This is a genomic window from Klebsiella sp. H-Nf2 (genome assembly GCF_002806645.1).
Taxonomy (GTDB): Bacteria; Pseudomonadota; Gammaproteobacteria; order Enterobacterales; family Enterobacteriaceae; genus Klebsiella; species Klebsiella variicola.
This window is the reverse complement of the sequence record NZ_PIBL01000005.1, coordinates 73943-96922: the sequence shown is the minus strand read 5'-3', so window position 1 is coordinate 96922 and position 22980 is coordinate 73943. Positions and strand designations below refer to the sequence as shown.

Here is a 22980-nt window from a genome sequence, read left to right as displayed (position 1 = left end):
GTTTTACCTGTCTTGGCGTTTAGGCTAATTAAAATCATGTGGAGTTGAAATGAATAAATATACTCTAGTTAAACAGTGTGAGTTGGATGGAAGGGTTATTGATTTGGCATTTGAGAAGGAGAGGCTGGAGAATTATTTTTCAGTCATCGTTGGAAGAAATGGTTCCGGGAAAAGCAGGCTGCTTAGCTCTATTTCAATAGAACAATGCATGACGGAAAGTGTGAGTAAAACAATATGTTTATCCAATACACTTTTTCACAAATTTATCTCCCATCGTGACATTCCTGCTTTTTGGAAAATGCATGATAAAGGATACAGGAATAAGTGTTTGTCCGAATCTTTGGATGGACACTTTACATTGTCTGACACATTCGCAAATGTCTTTAATAACGAAATAATTCAATCTCTCTTCGATAATGATGAGAAGTTGAAAAATACGCTTCAAATTTTTCACGATTTTATCATGTGTAGTAGGGTAGAGATCGATATTTCATTGTATAGTAAAGTTGGACTGTTTAAAAAAAATGAATTCATATTTGATCCCGACACATTAGATGTGAATATTTCTCATTCTGGTTATAGAGAGAAAGTATCCATGGAGGAAAAGGAATTTATATATGAAAATTTAGTTGTCTTTTTTGAAGAGTCTGGTTATATGGATATCCTCAAGCGGGATAGGAATAGGACAATGCCCTATCATCCTGATGATCAAACTGCTGAAAATATTATGAGGCTTGGAAAGCACTCCATTAATTTTAATTTTGACTATGGTGATGGTAATCCAATCTCTAATCATTTTTCTGACAGGTTTAAAAAATCCCTGCTCGTTTTAAATAAATATAGATTAATCACGGTAAATAATATTTCCTTTATAAAGCATGACCATGCTATTGGCATGAAAGAGTTAAGTTCTGGTGAGTTAAGTGTTTTACTATCTATATTAAAAATTAATTCTGAAATAGAAGAGAATTCAGTTATTTTAATGGATGAGCCGGAGGTAAGTTTACATCCTGCTTGGCAAAAAGAAATCATTCCTTCTCTTGAGCGTTGTTTCTCTATATTCAAAGGGTGTCATTTTATAATAGCCACTCACTCGCCACAAGTTGTTGCTGGCATCCCTGAGGATAATTCCAGTGTGCTATTACTTGATGATGGGTATACATTGCTGCATGGGCGAGGGGTTCGTGGGCAATCATCTGATTTTCAGTTGTTTAATACATTAAATTATGCTGGGGGATCTAATGAGTATATTAAAAGAAGATCAATAACTATAATTGCTAAAATAGATAACTCTATGGATCTTAATGAAGATGATAACGATTTTATTGCCAGCGCTGAAAAATCTCTCAGTTCTATGGATGATGACGATGCAAAAGCTGTAACTCTTCAGGCAATAGCTTTGGTTAATGCGGTAAGGGGATAATATGAGCATTAAAACTTACTTGACGCCGATTAAGTTTTCAGAACAGTCTGCCAAATATATAAGTGAATATGACCTTAAAAATAATGCTATATGGAGTGGTAGTGCTCCCGAGATAAAAAAGATAAGAGAAGAGCTTCGTGAGCACTATAAGGCCGAGCAGTTAGGTTGCTGTTCCTATTGCAGGATTGACAACCCTCAAAACCATGGCTGGTCATGGGATGTTGAACATATTGCCCCGCAAGGGGAATTTCCTCAATTTTTGTTTGAGCCAAGAAATTTATCTCTTTCTTGTAAAGACTGTAATACGGCAAAAAACAAAAAAAAAGTCCTCGACACATCTAAAGTGGATGTTTCAAAACAGTACCCATCAAATGGAGATTGTTTTACAATAATTCATCCTCATTTTGATTGTTATCAGGAACATATGAGACTTGAAAGGCATGGCGATAAAATAATATTTCATCCATCAAAAGGAAAAGGGCTTAATACTTATAGAATGTGTAAATTATCAAGATATGCAGTATATAGGACGCATAATATAACTGATGCTAATATTGCTGATTCGGTAATGAATAGAATTCTTGAGTTAAATGAATGCGGAAGGACATCTATAAGTCATGAAGATATTAAAACCCTGCATGATAGCGTGTCGAATGAGCCTCTCCGAATAGCGATTGATACCAGTTTCAAGGAAGATAGGGGTAATGCTGAATAATAATGCACAAAATTGCACAATTTCTGAAATATAATTTTTGCAATGCCACCCCAGCACTGACGCGGCTTGAGCGGTATGCTCAAGCTGCACAAAAAGAGACATGTTTAGCGCGCAGGCGAGGCGGGGGAGCAAGCGCGCGCTTTGGGGGTAGGGAAGGGGTCGGCATACCTCGCCAAAAGCCGCATGCCGGGCGCGCACATTCGCGGTGCATCCGGCGAGCGGGCAGGCAAAAGCCAGCCAGAATGGCGCTGGCTGCGTCTGGTTGGTGATATGACATTGAGGTGTTGCGGGTTGTCCGGCATGGCCGGGAATGGCGGTGCTGCAGGTCAGTACCACACCGCCGGGAATGGCAGTGCGCTACCTTCAGATTACTTCGAGGCTTCCAGCAGGGCGTAAGGGTTGAAGCGGATCACCTCTTCGCCGAGCCAGTCGTTAACATGCTTCATCGCTTCCATCACCGGCGTCAGTTCGTTGACCGCGAATACCCTCGCCGCCTTCTCGACGTCGCCGAACGATCCGTTGCCTTCCGGGATGGCACCCATCAGCTGCGGCGGCACGCGGTGAGCCGCGAGCATGTCATCACGCGTGGAGGACTTCACGCCCACAAACTCATCCTTTGCCGATATCTGGCTGAACGGCAGGATCTGCACTGCGTCTTTGCCGACACCGGGCGCACTCAGCAGGATGTTTTTAAATGCCCCGCCGCGGCGGGTATCGGTCAATGTCTTCTTCAGGTTCTCCAGGCTTTCCCCGTCAGCCACTGCGCTGCTGACGTAGACAATACATCCGGCATGCGACCCGTTGTCGTAGTACAGCTTGCGGAACTTGTCGGCAGAGTGGGCCAGGTTGGCCGACAGCAGGCCGGCGAAATACTCCGGCATGCCGTAGATCTCTTGGTGAATGTCGGGGTTGATCACATGGCACACCGAGCCGGTCTCGAACTGGTGATCGTCAAGCCCGGACTGAATAAACCAGTAGGTGTTGAGGTCAGAACCTCGCCGGGTGTACTTCGCCAGCGAGTTACGAAAGCCCATTGGCCCATTCAGGCGGTTACGGCGCATCTCAAGGTACGCATTGCCGAACACAAACCAGTCGAGCGCAAAGGCGCTGAACGCCTGTCGCGATAGCAGCTTGTGCGGGATAAAGCATCCGGCCAGCACGTTACGCTTGAAGAACAGCGCCGACTGGTGCCAGCTCGCGTAACCGAACTGGCGGGCCAGTCCGTACCAGCTGATCGGTGTCTCGTAGTACCGGCCATTGTTGGCGCAGTACATGTTATCCAGCAGGTCATGAGCACCGGTTACCGGCCACGGGCCGTCGAACGTGAACGCGCTCAGGCCGGGGGTTGACTTCAGTGCGTCGGCGAGGTCTGCCTGCTCTCTGGCATACTGCCTGCCGCGCGAGGATTTTTGTCTGCTCATCAGTACTCCATAACAGTCATAGTGTTGCCGCCTTCCTGACCCAGCGGCTCGTTAACGGTGGCGAGCATGGTCGCCCAGGCGAGATCGCCGTGACTCACACCACGGGCACGGTCGGTGTCGTAGGTGATGACGCCGCCGGGCGTGACCACCTTGCGCACGGAGCAGAAAGCGGTGATCAGGTCATATTCACCGCGGTCATACTCCCAGCGGCCGGCGCGAATCAGTTGCAGCATCTTTAGTACCAACATGCGCTTGCTGGCTGGTGAGAACTGGTAGCACACCGCCGCCGGAAAACGCTTCTTCACGAGCTGGTACACCGCCTCGCCAATGCCGCTGCCGTCGATGCCGATGTGCTGCACGTTGTAGCGCGTGAGCATGTTAATGATCATGGCGGCCTGCGCCTCAAACTCCATGCCGCGTACGCGAATGGTTTCAATCGTTCGGAACTTGCCGCCGGGGATCAGTGGCGCCGCGTTAACAGAGATGGCCCCGCTGTCGCCTTTGCCGCTGGAGCCGTTGGGGTCGTAGCCAATCCATACCGGGCGATCGGCCATCGGGCGCATGGCGTAGGGCTTCCAGTCTGGCCACTCGTCATAGCCGTCCGCGCCGCAGCTCAGCAGCATGTTGTAGTCAAAGGCGGTCTCACCGTTCTTGATGAAGGTGCAGGCGTAGAGGTTGTCGTACTCTTCCGGGCTGTTTTCCTCGCGGATTTCGTCAATGTCAGTCAGATCCCAGCCGTTATCGACCGCATCCTGCAACGTGACGATCTGGCGCCAGATTTTGTCCGGGCACATCAACCCACTGTTAAGCGTCTTCCAGGACGTGTCGAACTCCACGCGCTTACCGTGGCTGCGGCCCTTGTTGAAGGCTTCACCCGACCAAAAAGGGTACGCCTCGTGACTCTCTGCTGACGGCGTCGAGAAGTAGGTACGCGTCAATCCCTTCAGGGTCGCCATTGCGCCGGCCACTTTCTTCAGATTGGCAAACTGCCCAACCCAGAAAAATTCGTCAAAGTACAGGTTGCCGGTGTACGACTGCGCAGTTGCAGCTGACGTGCCGAGAAAGTGCAGCTCCGCGCCGTTGAACAACTGGATCATGTCGCCGCCCTTTAGCTCAACATCAACCTCAGCGGCAGCGGCGCGAATAAAGCTGCGAAACTGGTACGCCTGGCGACGGCTGGCCGACAGAAATATTTGGTTGAGCTGGTGCTTATATTTCACGTCACCCGTTAGCGCGCGCAGCAGCGCCTCACGGGCAAAATACCAGGTCGCGCCGACCTGCCGGCTCTTCAGAATGGCCCGGTTACGGTGGTGATGATTCTCATACCAGGTTTTTTGATGCCAGTGCAGCGAGTCGATAATGTTGGCTCGCAGCGCGGAGATCTGCGCCTCTGAGAAGAAGTTCTGTTTCTTGCGGATCTTCTTCTTCGGTTGCGTCGCTGGCGTTCCGTTGTCCAGCTTCTTGAGCTGTCGCATCAGCAGATCAATTTCCTTGAAGTCGCCACCAGTTTTTGTGTCTTTACTGGTGAGCTGGATCAGTCGTGCATCAATGGACGTCGTAACGCGCTGAATTGGTGGCGTGGTGTCCCATTCGTCACGTTTTTTCCATGAGTAAATCGTATTCTGATTGATACCCATCAGGCGCGCGATCTCCGCCGGGGGGTACCCCTGCCAGTAGAGCTGCCGTGCCCGCAGCATGATGAATGCTTCTTCAGTCGCCATTAATCCTCCTCGCTTCCTGCCGGGGAGATTAACCCGCGCACGCGTGCCCTTTCGCCCGCTTTTGGTTGTGGCAATCCCCTCACAACAACAACGCGTTGAGCGCGTGCGCCAGCCCCTGCCATCATCACCGGGAACTCAACCAGATGAGCAAAAGAACATGGCTAATCAGGCAACCACCCGCAAAAAATTCAAGGTCATGACGTCCGGAACAACGGTCGATGGCCGCAATGTTACCCGCGCCCAGCTTCATGCGATGGCGGCAGCGTATAACCCGGCAGTCTATGGCGCCCGTGTGAACATCGAGCACTATCTTTCTCCGTTCCCTGACAGTGTGTTCAGTGCTATGGGGGATGTTGTCGCTCTGTCCGCTGAGGATATCAACGAAGGTCCGCTGGCTGGTGAAGCACACCTTTTCGCGGAGATCGAACCCGCTCAGCGCATGAAGGACATGATTGCTGATGGCAAAAAGATCTACTCCAGTATTGAAATGCACCCCAGCTTCCCACTAACGAAAGGCCCGTACCTCACGGGGCTGGCAATGACGGATACCCCGGCAAGCCTGGGCACCGACAAGCTGAAGTTCACCGCTGAAAAACGCGCAGAGATTATGCGCTTCAGTTCGCAGGATGCAGAAGTCACCATGTTCACCTCGTCTTTTGAGGCGGAACTGGTACAGGAAAACCAGAGTCGCAATGACTCCGGGAAAGAGTGGTTTTCCCGCGTGATGGGCATTCTCGGCAAAGGCCAGAAAACCGACGATCAGCGCTTCGGTCAGGTGCATCAGGCTGTTGAAGCGGTGGCGCAATCTCAGGTTGATCTTGGCGAGCAGTTCAGTACTGCCGAACAGGAACGCCAGCAGGACAAGGTCATCATCCAGAAGCTGACCACCGACCTTGCCGCGCTGCGTCAGCAGCTTGAAGGGACGGACGGCAATTTCAGCCAGCGCCAGCCAGCGAACGGCGGCGCGAACGCGCAGCTCGCTGACTACTGATATCCATAACGAGAGAAATCGCACATGAGAAACTCCACCCGCAGGCACTTTGACGGTTATGTTGCCCGTCAGGCGCAGCTGAACGGCGTCACCGCCGCCGCCGTCGCGGCGCAATTCAGCGTTGATCCGACCGTGCAGCAGCGCCTTGAAGCGGCCGCGCAGCAGGATGATGCTTTCCTGAAACTGATCAACGTCTTTGGCGTTGAAGAGCAGATCGGCCAGAAAATTCTGATCGGCAGCAAAGGCCCGCTGGCGGGCGTCAACAACAGCACCACCAACCGCCGCAATCCTGGCGCTAACGACCAGATGGATCCGTACAACTATCTGTGCCGCAAAACCAACTATGACTACGCCGTCAGCTACGCGCAGATGGATGCGTGGGCGCATCAGCCGAACTTCCAGCCGCTGATTAGCTCGGCGATGGCCCGTCAGATGTCGCTCGACCGCATCATGATTGGCTTTAACGGTGCCAGCTACGCCGACCCGTCAAACCGCGTAGCGAACCCGCTGTTGCAGGACTGCGGCGTCGGCTGGCTGCAAAAAATCCGCAATGAAGCGGCGCACCGTCGTATTACCGGTGTGACGATCACCTCCCGCAATCAGAACAACGCCATTGTCGCCGAGGGCACCTACGGCAACGTAGCGGCTGCGGTCTATGACGCCAAAAACAGCCTCATGGACGAATGGCACAAACGCAATCCTGACAACGTGGTGATTTTGTCCGGCGATCTGCTGACAACCAGCAATTTCCCGACCATCAACGCCATGAGCCAGACCAACCCGAACACCGAAATGCTGGCCGGTCAGCTGATTGTCGCACAGGAACGCGTAGGCAACATGCCGACATTTATCGCGCCTTACATGCCGGGTAACGCGATCCTTATCACGCCGTTTAAAAACCTCTCGATCTACTACCAGCGCGGCGGCCTGCGCCGGACGATCAAAGAGGAACCGGAATACAACCGCGTGGCAACGTACCAGTCCTCTAACGATGACTTCATTGTTGAAGACTACGGCGCGGTGGCCTTTATTGACGGCATCACCTTTGCTGAAGCGCCGGCAGGCGGGCAGTAATCACGCACAGGGCGGGCTCCGGCCCGCCGTTATTCGGGGATGAGGAAATGCTGACACCGGCACAACGACATTTTCAACGCGTCATGGCTGAACGTCATGGCAAAACCGATGAGCAGTCGGATACGGCGCGCACAGCGCACGAGCAGATCATGCACCGGCTGCGCATGGATCAGAGTGCATTAAAGCGAGTGCAGTCTGACCAGGCGAAAGCGGCGATGAAACGCCAGCTACTGCCCCATTACGAGGGCTGGATCGAGGGCACGCTCGATGGCGACAGCGGCCGACAGGATGAGGTGATTGTCACCCTGATGGTGTGGGCGATCGATGCCGGCGATTACGCACTGGCCGCCCGCATTGGCCGTTATGTCGTTACACATGGCCTGCTGATGCCCGACCGCTTCAACCGTACCGCCGCAACTGTCCTGGTCGATGAGATTTGCGATCCCATTCTGGTGCAGGTCAAGGCCGACGATACCACCGACGTCACGTCCTATCTGGCGGTGCTCGATGAGGTGGCGGACTTTACCGCCGGCAGTGATATGCCCGACGTGGTTCGCGCCAAGCTCTGCAAAGCACGCGCTTTTGCGCTGCGAAACGGCACAACCGAAGAGCAGACCACCGCGCTGGCGCTGCTGCGCCAGGCACTGACGCTGGATGCAGGCGCCGGGGTGAAAAAAGAGATTGAGCGACTGGCTCGCGTGGTGAAAAAAGCCGCCGCAGTGGCGGGCGGCGGCGGTGACGATGGCGCCGATAGCACCGATGGTGGCGATAGTTCTGATGGTTCAGATGGTGGTAACGGCGCAGAAGGCACCGGCGATGCTGGCGGTGACTCCACAGCGGACGGCGCAGGCGAAGCTGCAGCATCGTCAGATCCGGTGGTAGTGGCCAGCGCCACAGCGACCAAAACCGCCCGCAAAAGCACAACCCGTAAGCCGGCAGCGCGCAAAACAACAGCGAAAAAAGCGCCTGCCTCAAAAAAATAACCGACTTGCGCCCCGTGCGCTGGCGGCGCGGGCGGAGATCGGCAACGCATTGCGTTTACTTTTCTCCGTCCGCTCACCGCCACCTATTCAGGAGACGACGCGATGAGCCTTGTAGCCGGTCGCACTGTTACTCCCTCTTCGGAGGATGTGCCGGACACTGACGACGGTGGCGAGAAAGTCACCGCCGGGACGTTCTGGCCGGAAATCGCCCTGAGCGATGTGCGCAAGGAGATGCGCATCAATGGCGCGGTGACGACCTCGCGCCTGAAGCAAGCCGTTATTGAAGGGGTATCCCACACCCTCGATCAGCTCGCTGACTGGCAGGCCGCTCAGCTGGCAGCGGGTTACACCCAACTGGCCGACGTCCCGGCGGTCAGAGTGAACAACGAGAGCGTGAAGGTTCATCGCTACCGCCGCGCGGTATTCAGCATCGCCCGTGCGCATATCCTCGGCACTAACCGGGACGTGGATACCACCGGTGATGCGGGCGAGAAACGCGCCGTCGCGCTGGCTTCACAGGCCGACGATATGTGGCGCGATGCGCGCTGGGCGATATCCGACATTCGCGGCACCGTGCGCAATACTGCGGAGGCGTTCTGATGAAAGTGAAAGCATTGCAGGGCGATACCGTGGATTTGCTGTGCCAGCGGCACTACGGCACCACGCAGGGCGTGACTGAGGTAGTCCTCGCCGCTAACAAAGCGCTGGCCGGTCAGATCTTTCTCGACGCCGGCCTGGTGGTGGAACTGCCGGAAATCAGCAGCACCGCGACACAGGAGACCGTGCAGCTATGGAGCTGATTAATCGTATCTGGAATGGCGTGACGTACTCCTGGTCAACGTTTCTGACGGGCGTTGGCGTCATGACGCAAAAGGACTGGCTCACCGCCGCCGGCATCCTGATTGGTATCGCCGCCGCTGCGCTGGGCGAGATGCACCGCCGCCGGATGGCGCGCATTCAGGAGACCAATAACACGCTGCTGAACGAACTGATCGACGCCATCCGCGACGACACCGAGAACCGCCAGGACGTTAAAGAGCTGATCCGCACCATCCGGGAGGCACCGCGATGAAAAAGCGCATTATTGCCTGCTCAACCGCCGCGATTATCTCGCTGGCCGCCACGCTATGGCCGCAGGCGCTGCGAACCAGCCCGGAAGCACAGCAGAAAATGGCGAAGTACGAGAACTGTCGTAAGACCCCGTACTACTGCCCGGCGGGCGTGCTGACGGTTGGGATCGGCTCCACGTCGAAAGTGGAAAATCGCCAGTACGCCGAGGGTGAGATTGCCGGGCGCTGGGTTAACGATTTAATGCGCGCAGAAAAGTGCACGAACCGCGAGTTTAACGGCGCTGCTGCACCGCAGAAGGTTTTCGAAAGCATGACCGACGGCAACTTTAACGTGGGCTGTACCGGGCTCGGTTGGTACACCACCAAAGATGGTCAGAAGGTGAGAACTACTCTCTGGCGCCATGCACAGGCAGGCAACTGGAAGGGCGTCTGCGAGCGACTGACGGACTTTGTCAATTCCGCCGGTAAACGTTCGCAGGGGCTAGTTAACCGCCGGGAGGAGTTTAAGGCCTGGTGCTTATCCGACCCCGCACTGAAGGGGGCGAAATGAAAGCGACAGCCATTCTTGCCATCGTGATGTTTGTTCTGCTGATTGCCGCCGCCAGTGGTCTTGCCTGGCAAAGCCATAAGCGCGAACAGGCCGAGAAATCACTGACCGGTACCCGCAAAGAACTGAAACAGACCGGCGACGTGCTGGCAGAGGTCAGGGCGCTACGCCAGGACGTCAGTCAGGTGGAAGCCGGACTGAAGAAACTCAACCAGCAGCGCAACACAACGGGAGAGCACCGACGTGAAAACATCAAAACCGCACTGGTCGGTGACCCCTGCGCTACTGGTCCTGTGCGCGCTGCTGTCGCTGACGGCCTGTACCAGCGAGCCGAAGAAGTCAGTACCGCAGATTATTCAGGAACCCTTACCCGAAAGCCTGACGGCAAAAACTGACGTCCCGCCGCCACCGGCCAGGCCGATGACGTGGGGCGGCCTGGCCGCCTGGACGGATTCATTACTCGACGCGCTGGATACCTGCAACGCCGATAAGGCGGGGATCCGTGAGCTGGAACTAAGGCGTATCGCCAGGGGGATAAAGTGAAAAAAGCCGAACTGCTGCGCGCTGCGCTTATCGCCGGTAACACCTGGTGCAAGGCCAACCCGGAACTGATCACCGTCTGGGTAGAGAAGGGCCATATCCAGATCGAGGCGACCGGCGAGGCGTCGTTCATGTACCACTACACCATTCAGGTGCTGGCAATGGATTTCCCCGGACAGATCGACGATCTGATGCTGCCGCTACTGGCGTGGGTCTGGCAGCAGCAGCCCGACCTGCTGCTAAATCCCGGCAATAACCGCAAGGTGGAATTTGACGCAGATATCGTCAATGACGACGTTGCCGACATTTTGTTTAAGGTACCGGTCTGGGAGCGCGTCATGGTAACAAACAGCAATGGCGGGCCGAAGGCGGAGCATCTGGCCGAGCAGCGCCCCCGCTTTAACGGCGGTGAGTGGGAAATGGTCTTTGATCCGGAATCCGGGGGATCGCTGGTATGAGTAATAACAACGCACTTTTCAGCCAGCTTGACGAGGTATTTGTGTCCATCCTGTCGGGCATGTCTCCGGCAGGGCGGCAGCGTACTGCCCGCAGCGTCGGTACTATGTTGCGCCGGAGCCAAAGCCAGCGTATCGGCAGACAAGAGGCGCCGGACGGGGCGAAGTACCCGCAACGCAAGCAGCGGATACTGCGCGCACAGGCAGGCATGCGTTTTATCTGGCAAGGGGAAACCCGCCAGCTGCGCAACTGGCGAGCCACTCGCGGACGCCACGGGCGCATGCTGACCGGCTTTGATATTGACAGAGGGGATATGCGCTCGTTTTATCGCGAAGACATTGAGCGCTACCTCGATATCAGTTTCAGGCCAGCAAACCGAAACACAACAAAGCGAGAGCAGATGTTTCGCCGCCTGCGTACTGCTCGCTTTCTCAAAACCAGCGCCACGTCTGAAGGCGCAGAGGTGGGTTTTTCCGGCGCGGCCGCCCGTATCGCCCGCGTCCATCAGTTCGGCCTGCGTGACAAAGTCAACAGCAGCGGCGCAATGGCGACCTATCCCCGTCGCGAGCTGCTGGGCCTGAGTAAGGCAGACCGCATGGTGATAGCCCGCCGGGTAATCGACTCGCTGGGGGTGCGCTGATGGAGATTGCCGGGCTGATCCGCCTGCTGGAGAACGTCGCGCGTACCGGAACAGTGACGGAGATCGACGAGAAAAAATGGCGCGTTCGCGTGCAGAGCGGGGGACTGGATACCACCTGGCTGCGCTGGACGGCGCAGCGGGCCGGGGCGTTTAAAGTCTGGGTGCCGCCATCCGTCGGCGAGCAGGTCTGGTTCCTGTGCCTGGGCGGCAATACCGACGTCGCGTTTATCGGCGGGAGCCTTTACAGCGCCGACAACCCGGCACCAGGCGCATCGCGTAACGAGATGGTGGTAACGGCACCGGACGGTGCGACGTTCCGCTATGACGCGGAGGCGGGTGCATTGCAGGTGAAGGGCATTCAATCCGCCGTGGTTGAGGCGTCAGTCAAAATCACGCTGGACACGCCGAAGGTGGAGTGCACCAACCTGCTGACCACTAAAAATCTGAACGTCACCGAAGGCGGTGAGATGCATGGCGATATCACCCATAGCGGCGGAGCATTCACCTCTAATGGGGTACAGGTGGATGACCACAATCACGGCGAGGTTGAGCGCGGTGGTGACTGGACGGTGGGCACAAAATGACAGAACGCTATCGCGGTATGAATGCCGCAGGCACCGGCACCCTGACCGACGAGGATCATGTGTGGCAGTCGGTTAATGACATTCTGCTGACGCCGGTCGGCAGTCGCCTGATGCGCCGCAATTACGGGTCGTTGTGTCCGGATCTTATCGACAGCCCGAAAAACGACGTCACACGACTACAACTGATGAGCGCGGCTGTCATCGCACTGGCGGCGTGGGAGCCGCGCATTGTGCTGGATACGATCAATGTGACGTACTCCGACAGTGGTGCCGTGACCGCTGAGATGTCCGGCATGCTGACCGAAACGATGGAAAAGAGCACTCGCGCGGTGACATTAAGGAGTACGACTGATGCCGACAATTGACCTCTCTCAGCTGCCGAAGCCGACAATTATTGAGGAGCTCGACTTCGAGACCATTCTCGCCGAGGTCAAAGCGGTCATGGTGGCGGTATTTCCCGCCGATCAGCAGTCAGCCGTTGCCGCTGCGCTGGGTCTGGAGTCGGAACCGCTAAACATCATCGCTCAGGCTATGGCATACCGAGAACTGCTGTTGCGCCAGCGCATCAACGAAGGGGCGGCGGCCTGCATGCTGAGTCATGCGACCAGTGATGATCTGGACAATATCGCGGCCAATCTGGATACAGAACGCCTCACCATCACGGCGGCGACCGACACCGCCGACGCAGTAATGGAAGGTGATGAGGCGCTGCGCCTGCGCGCGCAGGCCGCATTTGAGGGGATGAGCGTTGCCGGGCCGTCGGCGGCCTATGAGTATTTCGCCCGCAGCGCCAGCGGTAAGGTCGCCGCCGTCCGCGCAACCAGTCCGTCGCCGGCAGAGGTGGTGATCGCCATCCTGTCCAGTGACGGTGACGGCACGCCATCAGCCGAACTGATCGCGACGGTGCAGGCGGCGGTCAACGATGAAGATACGCGCCCGTTGGGCGATCGTGTGACGGTGCAGGGCGCCGAACTCATTGAATATGCGATTGATGCCACCCTGTACCTGTATCCGGGGCCGGAATCGGAACCCATCATTAACGCCGCCCTGGCCTCGCTGCAAACCTTTCTGGCGAATGCCGATAAAAAAATCGGCCGCGATGTGGTGCGCTCCGCTATTTCGGCAGCTCTGCATGTTCAGGGGGTGCAGCGTGTGGTGATCAACTCTCCGGCAAGCGATCTGCAAATTGATAACACGCAGGTCGCGCGCAACACAGGATACAGCGTGGAAAACGGCGGGACGGATGAGTAACTCTCTTCTGCCACCATCTTCCGGGGCCTGGCTTCGCTACACCGAGGCGGGCACGGCCAGACTGTCGGCGATAACGGTTGCGCTCCGCACGCTGTGGACACCGACAGCCTGCCCGGTGGATTTGCTGCCCTATCTGGCCTGGGCGTTGTCGGTAGACCGGTGGGATAAGAACTGGCCGGCAGAGCGAAAAATTGCCGCCATCCAAAAATCGTACTGGCTACACCGGCGCAAGGGTACGCGCGCGGCGGTGCGTCGGGTGATCGAGGATATGGGATTTTCAGCGGCGTTTGTCGAATGGTTCGAGATCGGCGACGAGCCGGGGACGTTCCGGCTTGAAGTGGATGTGAATGAAGTCGGACTGACGCAAAAGACGCTGAGTGAGTTAAACCGGCTGATTGACGATGCAAAACCTGTCAGTCGTCACCCGTCACAAATGAATATCGCAGTGAAGGTAAGCGGTAATGCCTGTACCGCTGCTGTTTTATATTGCGGCGAAGTGATCAGTATTTATCCGGATGGCTACGAGGCAGAAGACAGCCTGCTTTATAACGGCGTGGTTTTTCACGATGGAAACGTAAATTACAGGTAATCAGTCATGACTAATTTTATTGAATCTCCGTCGTGGGAAGAGAAGATCGGGCTCATTGAACGCGGCGAACGTGTCTCAGGCGGACAGGACGGCGTCGCCAACCGGCCATTAAAACACCTGGTAAACCGCACGCAATTTCTGAGAGAGCAAATGAGCCTTGCGCTGGCTGATATCAAAGGAAAAGTTGCTGCTATTTATAATTTTACCGACGGCGCCACGCTGGAATCGCCACGAGACGAGATCCTCTACGATAACTACCGTCTTGTCTGGACGGGCGATTTCCCAAAAGAAGTACCGCCAGGCTCCACGCCCACAAATACCGGAGGGGTAGGGGCCGGGAAGTGGGCCTACACCTCTGACGCCATTGTCAGAAAAGAAATGAGAATGGCTGACGGGCTTAAAATGGTAGGTAAATGCCCGAACATTTCCACACTCAGGACTATCGAACCTTCGTATAGCGGGCAGTCAATCATCCTCGAAAAATGCGACGCCGAAGGGGTGCTGCTCAATGTCCAGTTGCATCACGACCCCTATGATATTTTCTCTCCCGATGATGGCTTTTCTGTATTTGTCACACCGGGCGGCGCACGCTGGAAACCCGACCTGACACACGGCTATAACGTTGCACTTGCAGGGTTGAAAAGAGACCTGTCCAACCTGGCAGATTGTTTTGATCGGGTGCGAGATTCCATTATTAACCGGATTGCTGCGAATGGCCGGGTTAATAATATTCTGTGCAAAATCATGATCCCCAGCGTTAGCTTTGTTACCAATTACAAAATTGATCGCCCTCTGGTTTATCCCAGCATCATTACACTGACTGCGCTGGGTAATGTTTATATTGAGCCGAAGGAGGGGATGCATTTTCAGCCGGTTGTATGTGGGGATAATTCCCAATTTACCAACAAGCTGACCAAGGCGATGTTTCAGGCTGATTCAGGCTGGCAGGGGGCTACGCGTAAATACCTTAACCAGGCGTCGGCGCGAGTGATACTGGATTGCGTGGGGGGAGTGCTCACTATTCGCGGTCCGGGGTACGCATTAGAATATACTCCTGTCGATGGCGACCCTATTTTCGATCCTGACGGCAACCCCACCCTGGATACTACCGGGCTCTCCATCGGGAATATGGCCCCCTGCGATCTGGATTGCCGTGACGTCGTTGTGCAAAACGTCTCTGTCATTGGTTTTAACAAACCCCTCGTCTGGGGAACCTACAACACGTTTATCTGTGGTCTGCGTAATGTTTATTTTTCCCGCGTCTATGATGCGGTAACGATCCCCGATGGTATCAGCAACTCCGGCGAGCGTATGTGGTATGACAATGTCACGTTCGCGAATGTGGCCAGGCATGCTTTTGTAGGAAAATCGGCGGGAGAGCATACGCTGTATAACTGTAGCGTAGACTTTGTCGGGAAAGACCTGTTTTACAACGGGTCGAACAGCGCATGCCGATTTGTATTCCAGTCAGGCCATATTGAAGGTGTGCAGCGCTATATTGCGTCAAAAGAAGCACCTACGAGCTATTCGAAAGCCAGCGTCTATATTTCTGAGTCGGTGAAGTATGACCCTCGCCGGGGGGCGAACGATTATCGTGGTATTACGCAAATGTTCAGCGCACCGGTTAACCCGGCTAAGCCGGAATATGGGATTGGCCTGTTCATTGATTTCAACGCTCACATCAGCGCATTTGACGGTGTGGCACCGAACGCTGAATACCCCTGTTATGCAGGGTCGCCGGTCAATACCGGATTCGATTTGAGGATGAAACAGCAGCGAGCGCCGGGCTCGCGGTATCTGAATACCTACGGGCCAGGCTCGAAACTCCTTCATGCCACCATTCAGCCCGCTGAGGTTGACGTTGGTAATCCGGTTACCTCTGCTGACCCACTGAGTACCGGCTCACTGTTCGCTGCCATTAAAACAGGTGGTGCTGTTGTGGAGTACGGCGCTGCATCCGATCAGAACGACAGCATTCGCACAATCAAAATCACCCTGAGCGCAGCCACGGATACCGTGCAACTGTTTCTGTGTAACCGCTGCCGCGTGGTATCTGGACGTAATCCGCTATGGGCTTCGTGCTCGGTGAACGTGGAAGGGATGACAGGACAGGCCAATCTGACACCGATAATGGCAAACTATCTTGGGAGCGAGGTTGAGGTAAACACAAACGTCATACCGACGAAATACCAGGTAAAACCCAAGCTGGCGGCAATCACGCAGGGCTACCCGACGGATATGATTGCTATGAAGGCAAAAGCCAACCGGACAGAGAAATTCCAGGCAATGCCATCCTCTACCGTACTCGGCTACTGGCAGGGTGCTGACTTCTTTGTGCCGGGATTTCTCATAACAGGCGGTGTTGGCGTGCTGATACTGAAAGCGCCGTCGTACTGGACTGAAACTGAAAACGGAGGCTACTGATGCGATTTTATATTTATGAGTCATGGCAGCGGGTTGAGCATCAGCCTGCGTTTGAGGTGACGTCAACCCGAAGAGGCGATGATAAAACCGACACAGCTGTGGCTTTCTTTGACTGTGACAGCATATCGCTGGCGGCTGCCTATGCGCTGCCGGCGATAAATGATGCGGGTATTAACACTAAAAACTCAGTGATATTTATGGCTGATTAATCTCCCGACACGTAATCGGGTAGTCATCGGGGGCGGAAAATAATGCTAGTAAAATTTAAATCTCTGATCACCAGAAAAGGACGGGAAAGAATTGCAGATGCCGTCGTGACAGGCGAACACATTAATTTTGCACAGATGGCGGTGGGTGACGGAAACGGCAGTATCCCACAACCAGGAGAAGATCAGGAAACACTGGTTAATGAGCGCTTTCGCACTCAACTTAACAGCCTGAAAATCGTCGACAGTGCAAAGAATGTCATCGCGGCGGAAATGATAATTCCTCCGGAGGTGGGAGGATTCACCATCCGTGAGGCGGCGTTGTTTGATGAAGATGGCGTATGTATGGCCGTAGCCAGCGTCCCGGAAACCTATAAGCCGTTGCTCGCCGAAGGCTCAGGGCGTTTTACCATTATCCGGATCTGGATTGCGGTCGAAAGCACAGACAATATTGTGTTGCAGGTTGATCCAGGTATCGTTCTGGCGACCGTTGAGGATGTGATAAATATCGGAAACAGCGCGAAGGATTATGCAGACAAACAGGTTAGCGATCATGCCGAATCTCGCGATCATCCTGATGCTACCCTGACGCAGAAGGGGTTTACGACATTAAGCAACAGCATCGATAGTGCCGATCAGGACAAAGCTGCCACACCCTCGGCGGTAAAAGCGGCGGTGACGGCAGCCATCAAGGCAGCGACCCAGGCCGCCTGGGAGCTGGATAACCCTGTCGGCACGGTGAGGTTTTTTAATCAGAATATTAATCCGAATGAAAACTGGCCGTGGTCAGAGTGGGTGTATACGGGAGAAAACAAAACCATCCGTATTGCGAAGGCGGACGGCTCAAACGTAGGCACCACTGGCGGCAGCGATACCGTTACACTCCAGCAGGTTAACCTGCCAGCGGTGCAGATTAATGTTACTGGAGAAACTAGTGAGCAACCAGCGAGAGAACTGTCGGCCAGAGCGGCAGGCAGGCATAAACATCAGGGCGGGATGGCGGCACCGGGTGAGGCGTGGGACGGGGATTATGTTGTTGGTTCAGATAATGACAGTCACCGCACTCGTAATTTCACAAGCGAAGCTGACGATCACACTCATATTGTTGATGAGCCGCCTCATAGCCACCAGATCAGCGGAAAAACGGATAATCTTGGCAACAGTCAGGCGATTAGTGTTGTTGAAGCACACATCCTGCTGATGTGCTGGGCGCGGGTTGTGTGAGTATCGAGTAATGTCAAAATTAACGGTGCTACACTACACTCAGAAATGGTGGTATCTACCGTTAGAAAGAAGCCCCTGAATGCAGGGGCCTGGTTGCTATGGGAGATAATTCTTTAAATTTTCAACCAGTGGTTCAAATACATCATCATCTTCCCAGTACTGGGTGTGGGACATTGGATTCCAGCTTTTGCCAATCCACCCAAAAGGGCCATCTCCGGCATTGATCGGATAGTCTTTCACTACGGAACCATATTCATCAGAAAGTTTTTCGAGAGGCCATCCAAGAATATCATCTTTATCATAGTAATTTTTCCAGACAAAATTGTCGTTGGGTTTTATTGGTAAAATATATTTTGTGGCATGCGCCGCAACGAAGATCGGAATATTGCAGCCAGTTGTATAAAAATACTTAAATCTCTCTCCTGCCAGAAAAGATATTTGTGCAGGGCTTAATTCTTTTCCGTTATTCACATATAAATTCAGATCGCTGTTACTCTTCCATATCCCGGCGCTAACAGGTTTGTTCTTCTGATGTTCCTGTGCATCCCAGAAGTAACAGGATGTGACCTGACAACCGAGCGATTGTGCAAGGATAAAAACGGGAGCATCAGGTTCAATCTTGCTGTAGGTATCAAGAAGTACTTTACCTATTTCAGCCTGAGCCTGAGTATAAACACTTCCCGGGTCATCCTTTTTTGCTTCCAGTCCAGCTGCATCACCAAACCCGAAAAGTACAAATTGCCTCAGATCCAACCATCTGACGCTATCCGCCACTCTTCCCCAAACTTTATCCTCATTTTTTTGTAATATTCCCTGATAATAAATTTTATCTGTATGTAGGTTTTCAGAGCGGCTTCCAAGTTTTCTATTTATTTTTTCTAGAAAAGAATCCGCATATGTGGGGTCTGTTTTTCCCATTCCATGAATGGTTATTAAGGCAGCTTTCTTTTTCATACGGCCTCCAGAGATGTGTAGTCTAGGGAAGATAGATTCGAAATGATAGTGTGATCATTAATTTTTGGTGAACTATCTGGCATTCAGCCAGTAAATAAGAATTAGCACTCATTTTATTGCGGCGTGGATTTTTGTTAAAATAATTTTATTTGTCTTTTTTGATTGGTGATCGCAATTTTTTTACCTGTCTTAGAGAAAGGAAATAGCAGATATACGTAATAATCAAATGGTGATTGTTTTAAAAGATAAGCCCCTTCGGAGGGGCTTTTGCAGATTAGAACAGGCTACTGAGGGAGTTTGACACAGAGTTAACAGCTTTGGTCGCGCTGATCTTCAGATTATTCAGTACATCACTGACTGATGAAGTCTGTAGCTTCTCGCGAAAATCCGCATCCGCTCGACTCAAACTGATAGTGAACTCAATCTTTTTGGGGTTGCCGTAGCGGTCAAACTCCGTTTTTCCCCGCTCCAGACGCGTCATGACGTACATCCCGTAAATCAGCCCGTCACCTTCAATCAGCGGCCAGGGGCGACCGGCAAAGCCGATTGTCTCCAGTGCCGACAGTGACCACCGCCCGCCGGTGATTTCCGGATAGAGCACACCGTCAAGGGTGATCGTATCGTCCCCCGGCCCGATATACTGCCAGGCCGCTGACTGATTAACCCGGTCATTCTTAACGTGACGCCACTCCTGCGAGTGCCGCAGCTGCTGATACGGCACAGTGCGCAGCGTAAAAACAAACATCCCGAATACCATCATCATAAAACCTCCTTACTCCCGATCGCGGAATGAACCACGGTTATTTTTGCGGTTGCTGGCCATTGCATCGCGCACGGCGTTGCGCACCATTTTTTCAAGCTCCTGATCCGAACGTTTGCCGACGTCGTTAAAGACCAGCTGGAAGAACGGCGCCGCCCCCGATGCGGCAGCGACCGGCACAGAAGTCGCCCCTTGCGTCGCCGTCGGTACTGACAGAACGCCGCCGGCCGCAGCCGCAGACACGCGCGGTACAGGTTGAGGAATAACTCGCGCTTCCTGGTAAGGCCCGCGCAGCGCCAGCGCACGCGGCAGGTTTTTAAAGACAATATCGCCGGGGCCGATTTTCTTCGTGTTGTTGGCCGTTGCTTTCGTGTTATCAGCGATGTTATTCAGGCGCCTCAGCGTGCCATTATCGCCAGTAATAACAGGCGGCTTGCCGCCGCCAGCTCCGGACACGGTAGCCTGTCCTAGTGGCAACTGATGACCGGCCAGCGCGGCTGCTGATGCCTCCAGCGCACTCTGTGCCTTATCTGCTTGCTGCCTGGCTCTTTCGATACCGTCGGGAATAAGATCCAGTTTTTCAAGCAACCAGCTGACGCCGTTCATTAACTGCTGGAGCGGCCATAACAGAACACTAAGCGCGGTACCCATTACCCGCCCAAAGGTTTCACCCGCCGACGCGCACTTATCCAGCGTGTCTTTACTGGACTGCATCGGGGTCAGCAGGTTTTTGAACCACTCCCAGATAACCTTGATGCCATTACCCAGCGCGGAGAAATCAGGTGCCAGTTCAGAAAAAGCAGCTCTGACAGGTGTTAACGCCTGCCACACACCAGTAAAGAAACCAGAGAAAAAGGCTTTGATAGGCTCCCAATAGCGCCAGATGAGCAGCCCCGCCGCAACAAACGCCGCACCAATTAGCCCGATCGGGCTTAACAGGAAAGACAGTGCGCCACCCAGCACAGATACCGCACCGGTAATCATCCCCCACAACGCAGGGAGGCCGGTAAGCCTGAGTATCAGCATGGCCAGGTTTTTACCCAGGGAGGTCAACGCAGCGCCGGGAGCCAGAAACGCACCCATGAACCCAGCCCGAATCGCGGGCATGATGGCGGAGATCCTCCCAAAACCGGATGCGATACCAGTTATAACGACGGGCCAACCGCGCATGCTTGCCATCACCGGGCCAGCGGCAGTACCCAGGGTGCGGAATGCGGCAATAGTGCCGAGAATGCCGCGACCACCGGTTAGCACCGCGAAGCCGAGCTGTAGTTTTGCCAGCGGTCCGATCAGAATACCGACAGCAAGCGAGAGGGCTCCAACAGAAACTGTAAGCGCCAGAGCCCCGCCAGCCACCAGTAACAATGTTTGTGCAAGGCGCGGATTGGCTTTTGCCCATTCACTTGCAGTCGTGATCGCATCACTTAAGCCTTGCGTTAATTTGCGAAGAGGGCCATCAACGGTCTCTTCAATTTGAATGCGAAATCCTTCCCAGGCGCTGTCGAGGTTCTTCAGATCGCCACTCAGGTTGTCAGCCATTTTTTTAGCGACAGCAGACGCCTCACCTCCTGCGCCTTTTAGTTCCCTTACGAGCTTTTGCAGTTCTCCGCTTCCCGCGCCTGCAACCAGTGTTTGCAACCCAACAAAAGCCTCTTCCCCGGCAATGTCTTTAAAGAATCCAACCTGATCAACTTGTCCGTATTTTTTAGTTGCCTTGTAGAGGTCGAGGAGAATAGTTTCAACTGGTCGCATTTTCCCCCTGGTATCCGACACCGATACGCCAAGCTGTTTTAATGCTTTTACCGCTCCGGTTGTAGGGGATGCAAGGCGGGCCAGCGAAGCTCGCATAGCTGTACCAGCATCGCTACCGCGAAGCCCGTTGTTAGCCAGAATACCCGCCATGCCGGCGGCCTCTTCCAGGCTGATACCCAGCTTTGACGCCACGGGCCCGGCGTATTTCATCGTGTCGCCAAGACTTCTCAGGTCGGTATTAGTGCGGGTAAAAGCAGCCGTCAGCACGTCACTGACGCGATCCATTTCACCGGCAGGGAGGGTAAATTGAGAAAGGATATTTGAGCCAATATCGGCACTTTCGCCCAGTTCCATCCCACCGGCCAGCGCCATATTCAGCACGCCAGGTAATGCCGCCTGGATTGATTGCGGAGTGAAGCCGGCCATCGCGAGGAACGCCTGACCGCTTGCCGCGTCGCGGGTGGTAAATGCCGTTTCCGCGCCGAGCTTTTTCGCCTGAGCGCGCAGAGCGGCAAGCTGCGTGTCATCCTTATCGAGTCGCGTCAGTGCCTGAACGCGGGACATTTCCTCATCAAAGCCAACGGCAGGGGCCAGGAAGCGCCAGCCCGCATATCCGGCAGCGACTGCGCCAGCAATTGCCATCGTGCCACCGCCGCGAAGTTTCGCGCCGGTTTCCTTAGCCCTCTCATAACTTGCCTGCGCGTGCGTGACTGCGGCCAGGCGCTGCCGTTCACGCTCAAGCGCCTGGCTGTATTGCTCTGTTCGCCGGATAGCTGACTGCACCGCACCGCTACCGGAGGTGAGGTTAACACCATGCTGGCGTACCGCCTGTCCGGCCGAGCGTAGCTGGGTGGTCTGCTTGTTGTAGGTATCTGTCAGGCGTGAGAGCTTGTTGCGCAGCGTTTCAAGACGCGCCGCCTGAGCCTCGGTGAGCTGGCCGCCTTCGCGTTGCTTCTGGTTGAGGCCGTCAAAGGCGCGCTGGGTGCTTCTGAGTTTTTGCGCCGTATCGTTTGCCTGAGAGCGTAGCCTGTCGAAAGATGCTGCGCCTTTCTCCAGGTCTTTGATGGAAGACTGCGTTTTTTTGAGGGAGTCCGAAAGGCCGCCAATTGCTTTACTGGCGGCACTGACCGGGCGGGTGAGCTTATCAATAGCACTGAACGCAACGCGAATACTAAGATCCATCGTCGTCATCCTCCTGTTCATTGTTGCCGCTTCTAATGGCCGCCTTCTCGCGCCAGGCCATCAGTTCGCGCAGCTCCATGCCGTACATCTCGGAGGGCGGCCAGTGAAAAATAACTGCAATGTCGGCGATCAGATCGTCGACGTCAGAAAATACCGCCTCTCTTATTCGCTCCCCGTCTCCGCCGCGTTCGGTGCGGACGGCGCCGGTTTCGTCAAAAAAGGCGTGATCTCTTCACAGAGTGCGGTGAAGTCACCGGTTGCCAGTGCGGCAATTTCGGTGCTGGTCAGCTGCGGACTGGTGGTGCGCGTCAGCAGGGTGGAGACCGCATCAAAATCGAAGTTCAGCACGTCAACCAGACGCAGACCACGCAGCGATCCCGCCTGTTTGATGGTGTCAGTGATAGTGATGGTGAAAATTTCCTGATCGCCGCGCTTAACCGGCTTACTGAGAATAACTGACATAGCATTTTCTC

Annotated in this window: 27 protein-coding genes; 20 read left to right on the top strand and 7 right to left on the bottom strand. The window is 54.3% G+C overall.

All coding sequences use genetic code 11. The features are described 5' to 3' along the window. Positions 1-49: 49 nt before the first annotated feature. The gene (locus tag CWM58_RS14365; protein WP_100681182.1) at positions 50-1423 is read left to right on the top strand and encodes an AAA family ATPase; all 1374 of its coding nucleotides are present in this window, start codon (positions 50-52) and stop codon (positions 1421-1423) included. 1 nt (position 1424) lies between these two features. Further along, positions 1425-2138, top strand: a complete 714-nt coding sequence (locus tag CWM58_RS28170; RefSeq protein ID WP_133122425.1) for a hypothetical protein — start codon at positions 1425-1427, stop codon at positions 2136-2138. A gap of 368 nt (positions 2139-2506) precedes the next feature. On the opposite strand, the gene CWM58_RS14355 is transcribed toward CWM58_RS28170, so the two are convergent. Together CWM58_RS14355 and CWM58_RS14350 are read right to left on the bottom strand one after the other, a co-directional pair. After that, complete coding sequence (locus tag CWM58_RS14355) at positions 2507-3559, bottom strand: phage portal protein (protein WP_100681180.1); 1053 nt, start codon at positions 3557-3559, stop codon at positions 2507-2509. Beyond that, positions 3559-5280, bottom strand: a complete 1722-nt coding sequence (locus tag CWM58_RS14350; protein ID WP_100681179.1) for a terminase large subunit domain-containing protein — start codon at positions 5278-5280, stop codon at positions 3559-3561. Before CWM58_RS14350 ends, CWM58_RS14355 begins: the two co-directional genes overlap by 1 nt. A gap of 157 nt (positions 5281-5437) precedes the next feature. Between CWM58_RS14350 and CWM58_RS14345 the strand changes: the two genes are divergently transcribed. The 18 genes from CWM58_RS14345 to CWM58_RS14265 all read left to right on the top strand — a co-directional run bounded on the left by CWM58_RS14345 (position 5438) and on the right by CWM58_RS14265 (position 17859). Next, positions 5438-6271, top strand: coding sequence for a GPO family capsid scaffolding protein (locus CWM58_RS14345; protein ID WP_100681178.1), 834 nt, complete (start codon positions 5438-5440; stop codon positions 6269-6271). A 24-nt stretch (positions 6272-6295) separates the two neighbouring features. Continuing rightward, entirely contained in the window at positions 6296-7345 is a 1050-nt protein-coding gene (locus CWM58_RS14340) for a phage major capsid protein, P2 family (RefSeq protein WP_100681177.1), read from the top strand. A 47-nt stretch (positions 7346-7392) separates the two neighbouring features. After that, complete coding sequence (gpM, locus tag CWM58_RS14335) at positions 7393-8328, top strand: phage terminase small subunit (protein ID WP_100681176.1); 936 nt, start codon at positions 7393-7395, stop codon at positions 8326-8328. Positions 8329-8430: 102 nt separating this feature from the next. Continuing rightward, on the top strand, positions 8431-8928 hold the full coding sequence (locus tag CWM58_RS14330; protein WP_100681175.1) for a head completion/stabilization protein: 498 nt from the start codon (positions 8431-8433) through the stop codon (positions 8926-8928). After that, a complete protein-coding gene (locus tag CWM58_RS14325) occupies positions 8928-9128 on the top strand; it encodes a tail protein X (protein ID WP_100681174.1) in 201 nt (66 codons plus the stop codon). The genes CWM58_RS14330 and CWM58_RS14325 overlap by 1 nt, the downstream gene beginning before the upstream one ends. Beyond that, the gene (locus CWM58_RS14320; RefSeq protein WP_047662774.1) at positions 9119-9400 is read left to right on the top strand and encodes a hypothetical protein; all 282 of its coding nucleotides are present in this window, start codon (positions 9119-9121) and stop codon (positions 9398-9400) included. The genes CWM58_RS14325 and CWM58_RS14320 overlap by 10 nt, the downstream gene beginning before the upstream one ends. Next, the gene (locus CWM58_RS14315) at positions 9397-9948 is read left to right on the top strand and encodes a lysozyme (RefSeq protein WP_100681173.1); all 552 of its coding nucleotides are present in this window, start codon (positions 9397-9399) and stop codon (positions 9946-9948) included. The genes CWM58_RS14320 and CWM58_RS14315 overlap by 4 nt, the downstream gene beginning before the upstream one ends. Further along, positions 9945-10340 (top strand): DUF2570 domain-containing protein, encoded by a 396-nt coding sequence (locus tag CWM58_RS29290; protein WP_227520710.1) that lies wholly within the window; start codon positions 9945-9947, stop codon positions 10338-10340. The genes CWM58_RS14315 and CWM58_RS29290 overlap by 4 nt, the downstream gene beginning before the upstream one ends. A gap of 25 nt (positions 10341-10365) precedes the next feature. Beyond that, positions 10366-10488: a hypothetical protein gene (locus tag CWM58_RS29405; protein WP_258316646.1), complete on the top strand. Its 123-nt coding sequence runs from the start codon at positions 10366-10368 to the stop codon at positions 10486-10488. Then, positions 10485-10943 (top strand): phage tail protein, encoded by a 459-nt coding sequence (locus tag CWM58_RS14305; RefSeq protein WP_100681171.1) that lies wholly within the window; start codon positions 10485-10487, stop codon positions 10941-10943. Before CWM58_RS29405 ends, CWM58_RS14305 begins: the two co-directional genes overlap by 4 nt. After that, a complete protein-coding gene (locus CWM58_RS14300; protein ID WP_100681170.1) occupies positions 10940-11581 on the top strand; it encodes a phage virion morphogenesis protein in 642 nt (213 codons plus the stop codon). Before CWM58_RS14305 ends, CWM58_RS14300 begins: the two co-directional genes overlap by 4 nt. Continuing rightward, the gene (locus CWM58_RS14295) at positions 11581-12165 is read left to right on the top strand and encodes a phage baseplate assembly protein V (RefSeq protein ID WP_100681169.1); all 585 of its coding nucleotides are present in this window, start codon (positions 11581-11583) and stop codon (positions 12163-12165) included. The genes CWM58_RS14300 and CWM58_RS14295 overlap by 1 nt, the downstream gene beginning before the upstream one ends. Then, a complete protein-coding gene (locus CWM58_RS14290; RefSeq protein WP_100681168.1) occupies positions 12162-12530 on the top strand; it encodes a GPW/gp25 family protein in 369 nt (122 codons plus the stop codon). The genes CWM58_RS14295 and CWM58_RS14290 overlap by 4 nt, the downstream gene beginning before the upstream one ends. Further along, positions 12517-13416 (top strand): baseplate J/gp47 family protein, encoded by a 900-nt coding sequence (locus tag CWM58_RS14285; protein WP_100681167.1) that lies wholly within the window; start codon positions 12517-12519, stop codon positions 13414-13416. The genes CWM58_RS14290 and CWM58_RS14285 overlap by 14 nt, the downstream gene beginning before the upstream one ends. Next, positions 13409-14005, top strand: a complete 597-nt coding sequence (locus CWM58_RS14280; protein WP_100681166.1) for a phage tail protein I — start codon at positions 13409-13411, stop codon at positions 14003-14005. The genes CWM58_RS14285 and CWM58_RS14280 overlap by 8 nt, the downstream gene beginning before the upstream one ends. A gap of 6 nt (positions 14006-14011) precedes the next feature. Next, positions 14012-16429 carry a hypothetical protein gene (locus CWM58_RS14275; protein WP_100681165.1) on the top strand — a complete coding sequence of 806 codons (2418 nt, stop codon included), beginning with the start codon at positions 14012-14014 and terminating at the stop codon, positions 16427-16429. After that, a complete protein-coding gene (locus CWM58_RS14270) occupies positions 16429-16638 on the top strand; it encodes a hypothetical protein (RefSeq protein WP_094309386.1) in 210 nt (69 codons plus the stop codon). Before CWM58_RS14275 ends, CWM58_RS14270 begins: the two co-directional genes overlap by 1 nt. Before the next feature lie 42 nt (positions 16639-16680). Next, complete coding sequence (locus CWM58_RS14265) at positions 16681-17859, top strand: phage tail protein (RefSeq protein WP_100681164.1); 1179 nt, start codon at positions 16681-16683, stop codon at positions 17857-17859. Positions 17860-17955: 96 nt separating this feature from the next. Here the strand turns inward: CWM58_RS14265 and CWM58_RS14260 are convergent, their stop codons facing one another. The 5 genes from CWM58_RS14260 to CWM58_RS14240 all read right to left on the bottom strand — a co-directional run bounded on the left by CWM58_RS14260 (position 17956) and on the right by CWM58_RS14240 (position 22969). Further along, complete coding sequence (locus CWM58_RS14260) at positions 17956-18813, bottom strand: hypothetical protein (RefSeq protein ID WP_100681163.1); 858 nt, start codon at positions 18811-18813, stop codon at positions 17956-17958. Positions 18814-19087: 274 nt separating this feature from the next. Further along, complete coding sequence (locus CWM58_RS14255; protein WP_100681162.1) at positions 19088-19576, bottom strand: phage tail protein; 489 nt, start codon at positions 19574-19576, stop codon at positions 19088-19090. Between the two features lie 9 nt (positions 19577-19585). After that, on the bottom strand, positions 19586-22507 hold the full coding sequence (locus tag CWM58_RS14250) for a phage tail tape measure protein (RefSeq protein ID WP_165785803.1): 2922 nt from the start codon (positions 22505-22507) through the stop codon (positions 19586-19588). Continuing rightward, a complete protein-coding gene (locus CWM58_RS14245; protein ID WP_085287317.1) occupies positions 22497-22673 on the bottom strand; it encodes a GpE family phage tail protein in 177 nt (58 codons plus the stop codon). Before CWM58_RS14245 ends, CWM58_RS14250 begins: the two co-directional genes overlap by 11 nt. After that, positions 22670-22969 carry a phage tail protein gene (locus CWM58_RS14240; protein ID WP_100681160.1) on the bottom strand — a complete coding sequence of 100 codons (300 nt, stop codon included), beginning with the start codon at positions 22967-22969 and terminating at the stop codon, positions 22670-22672. Before CWM58_RS14240 ends, CWM58_RS14245 begins: the two co-directional genes overlap by 4 nt. Between the last annotated feature and the right edge of the window lie 11 nt (positions 22970-22980).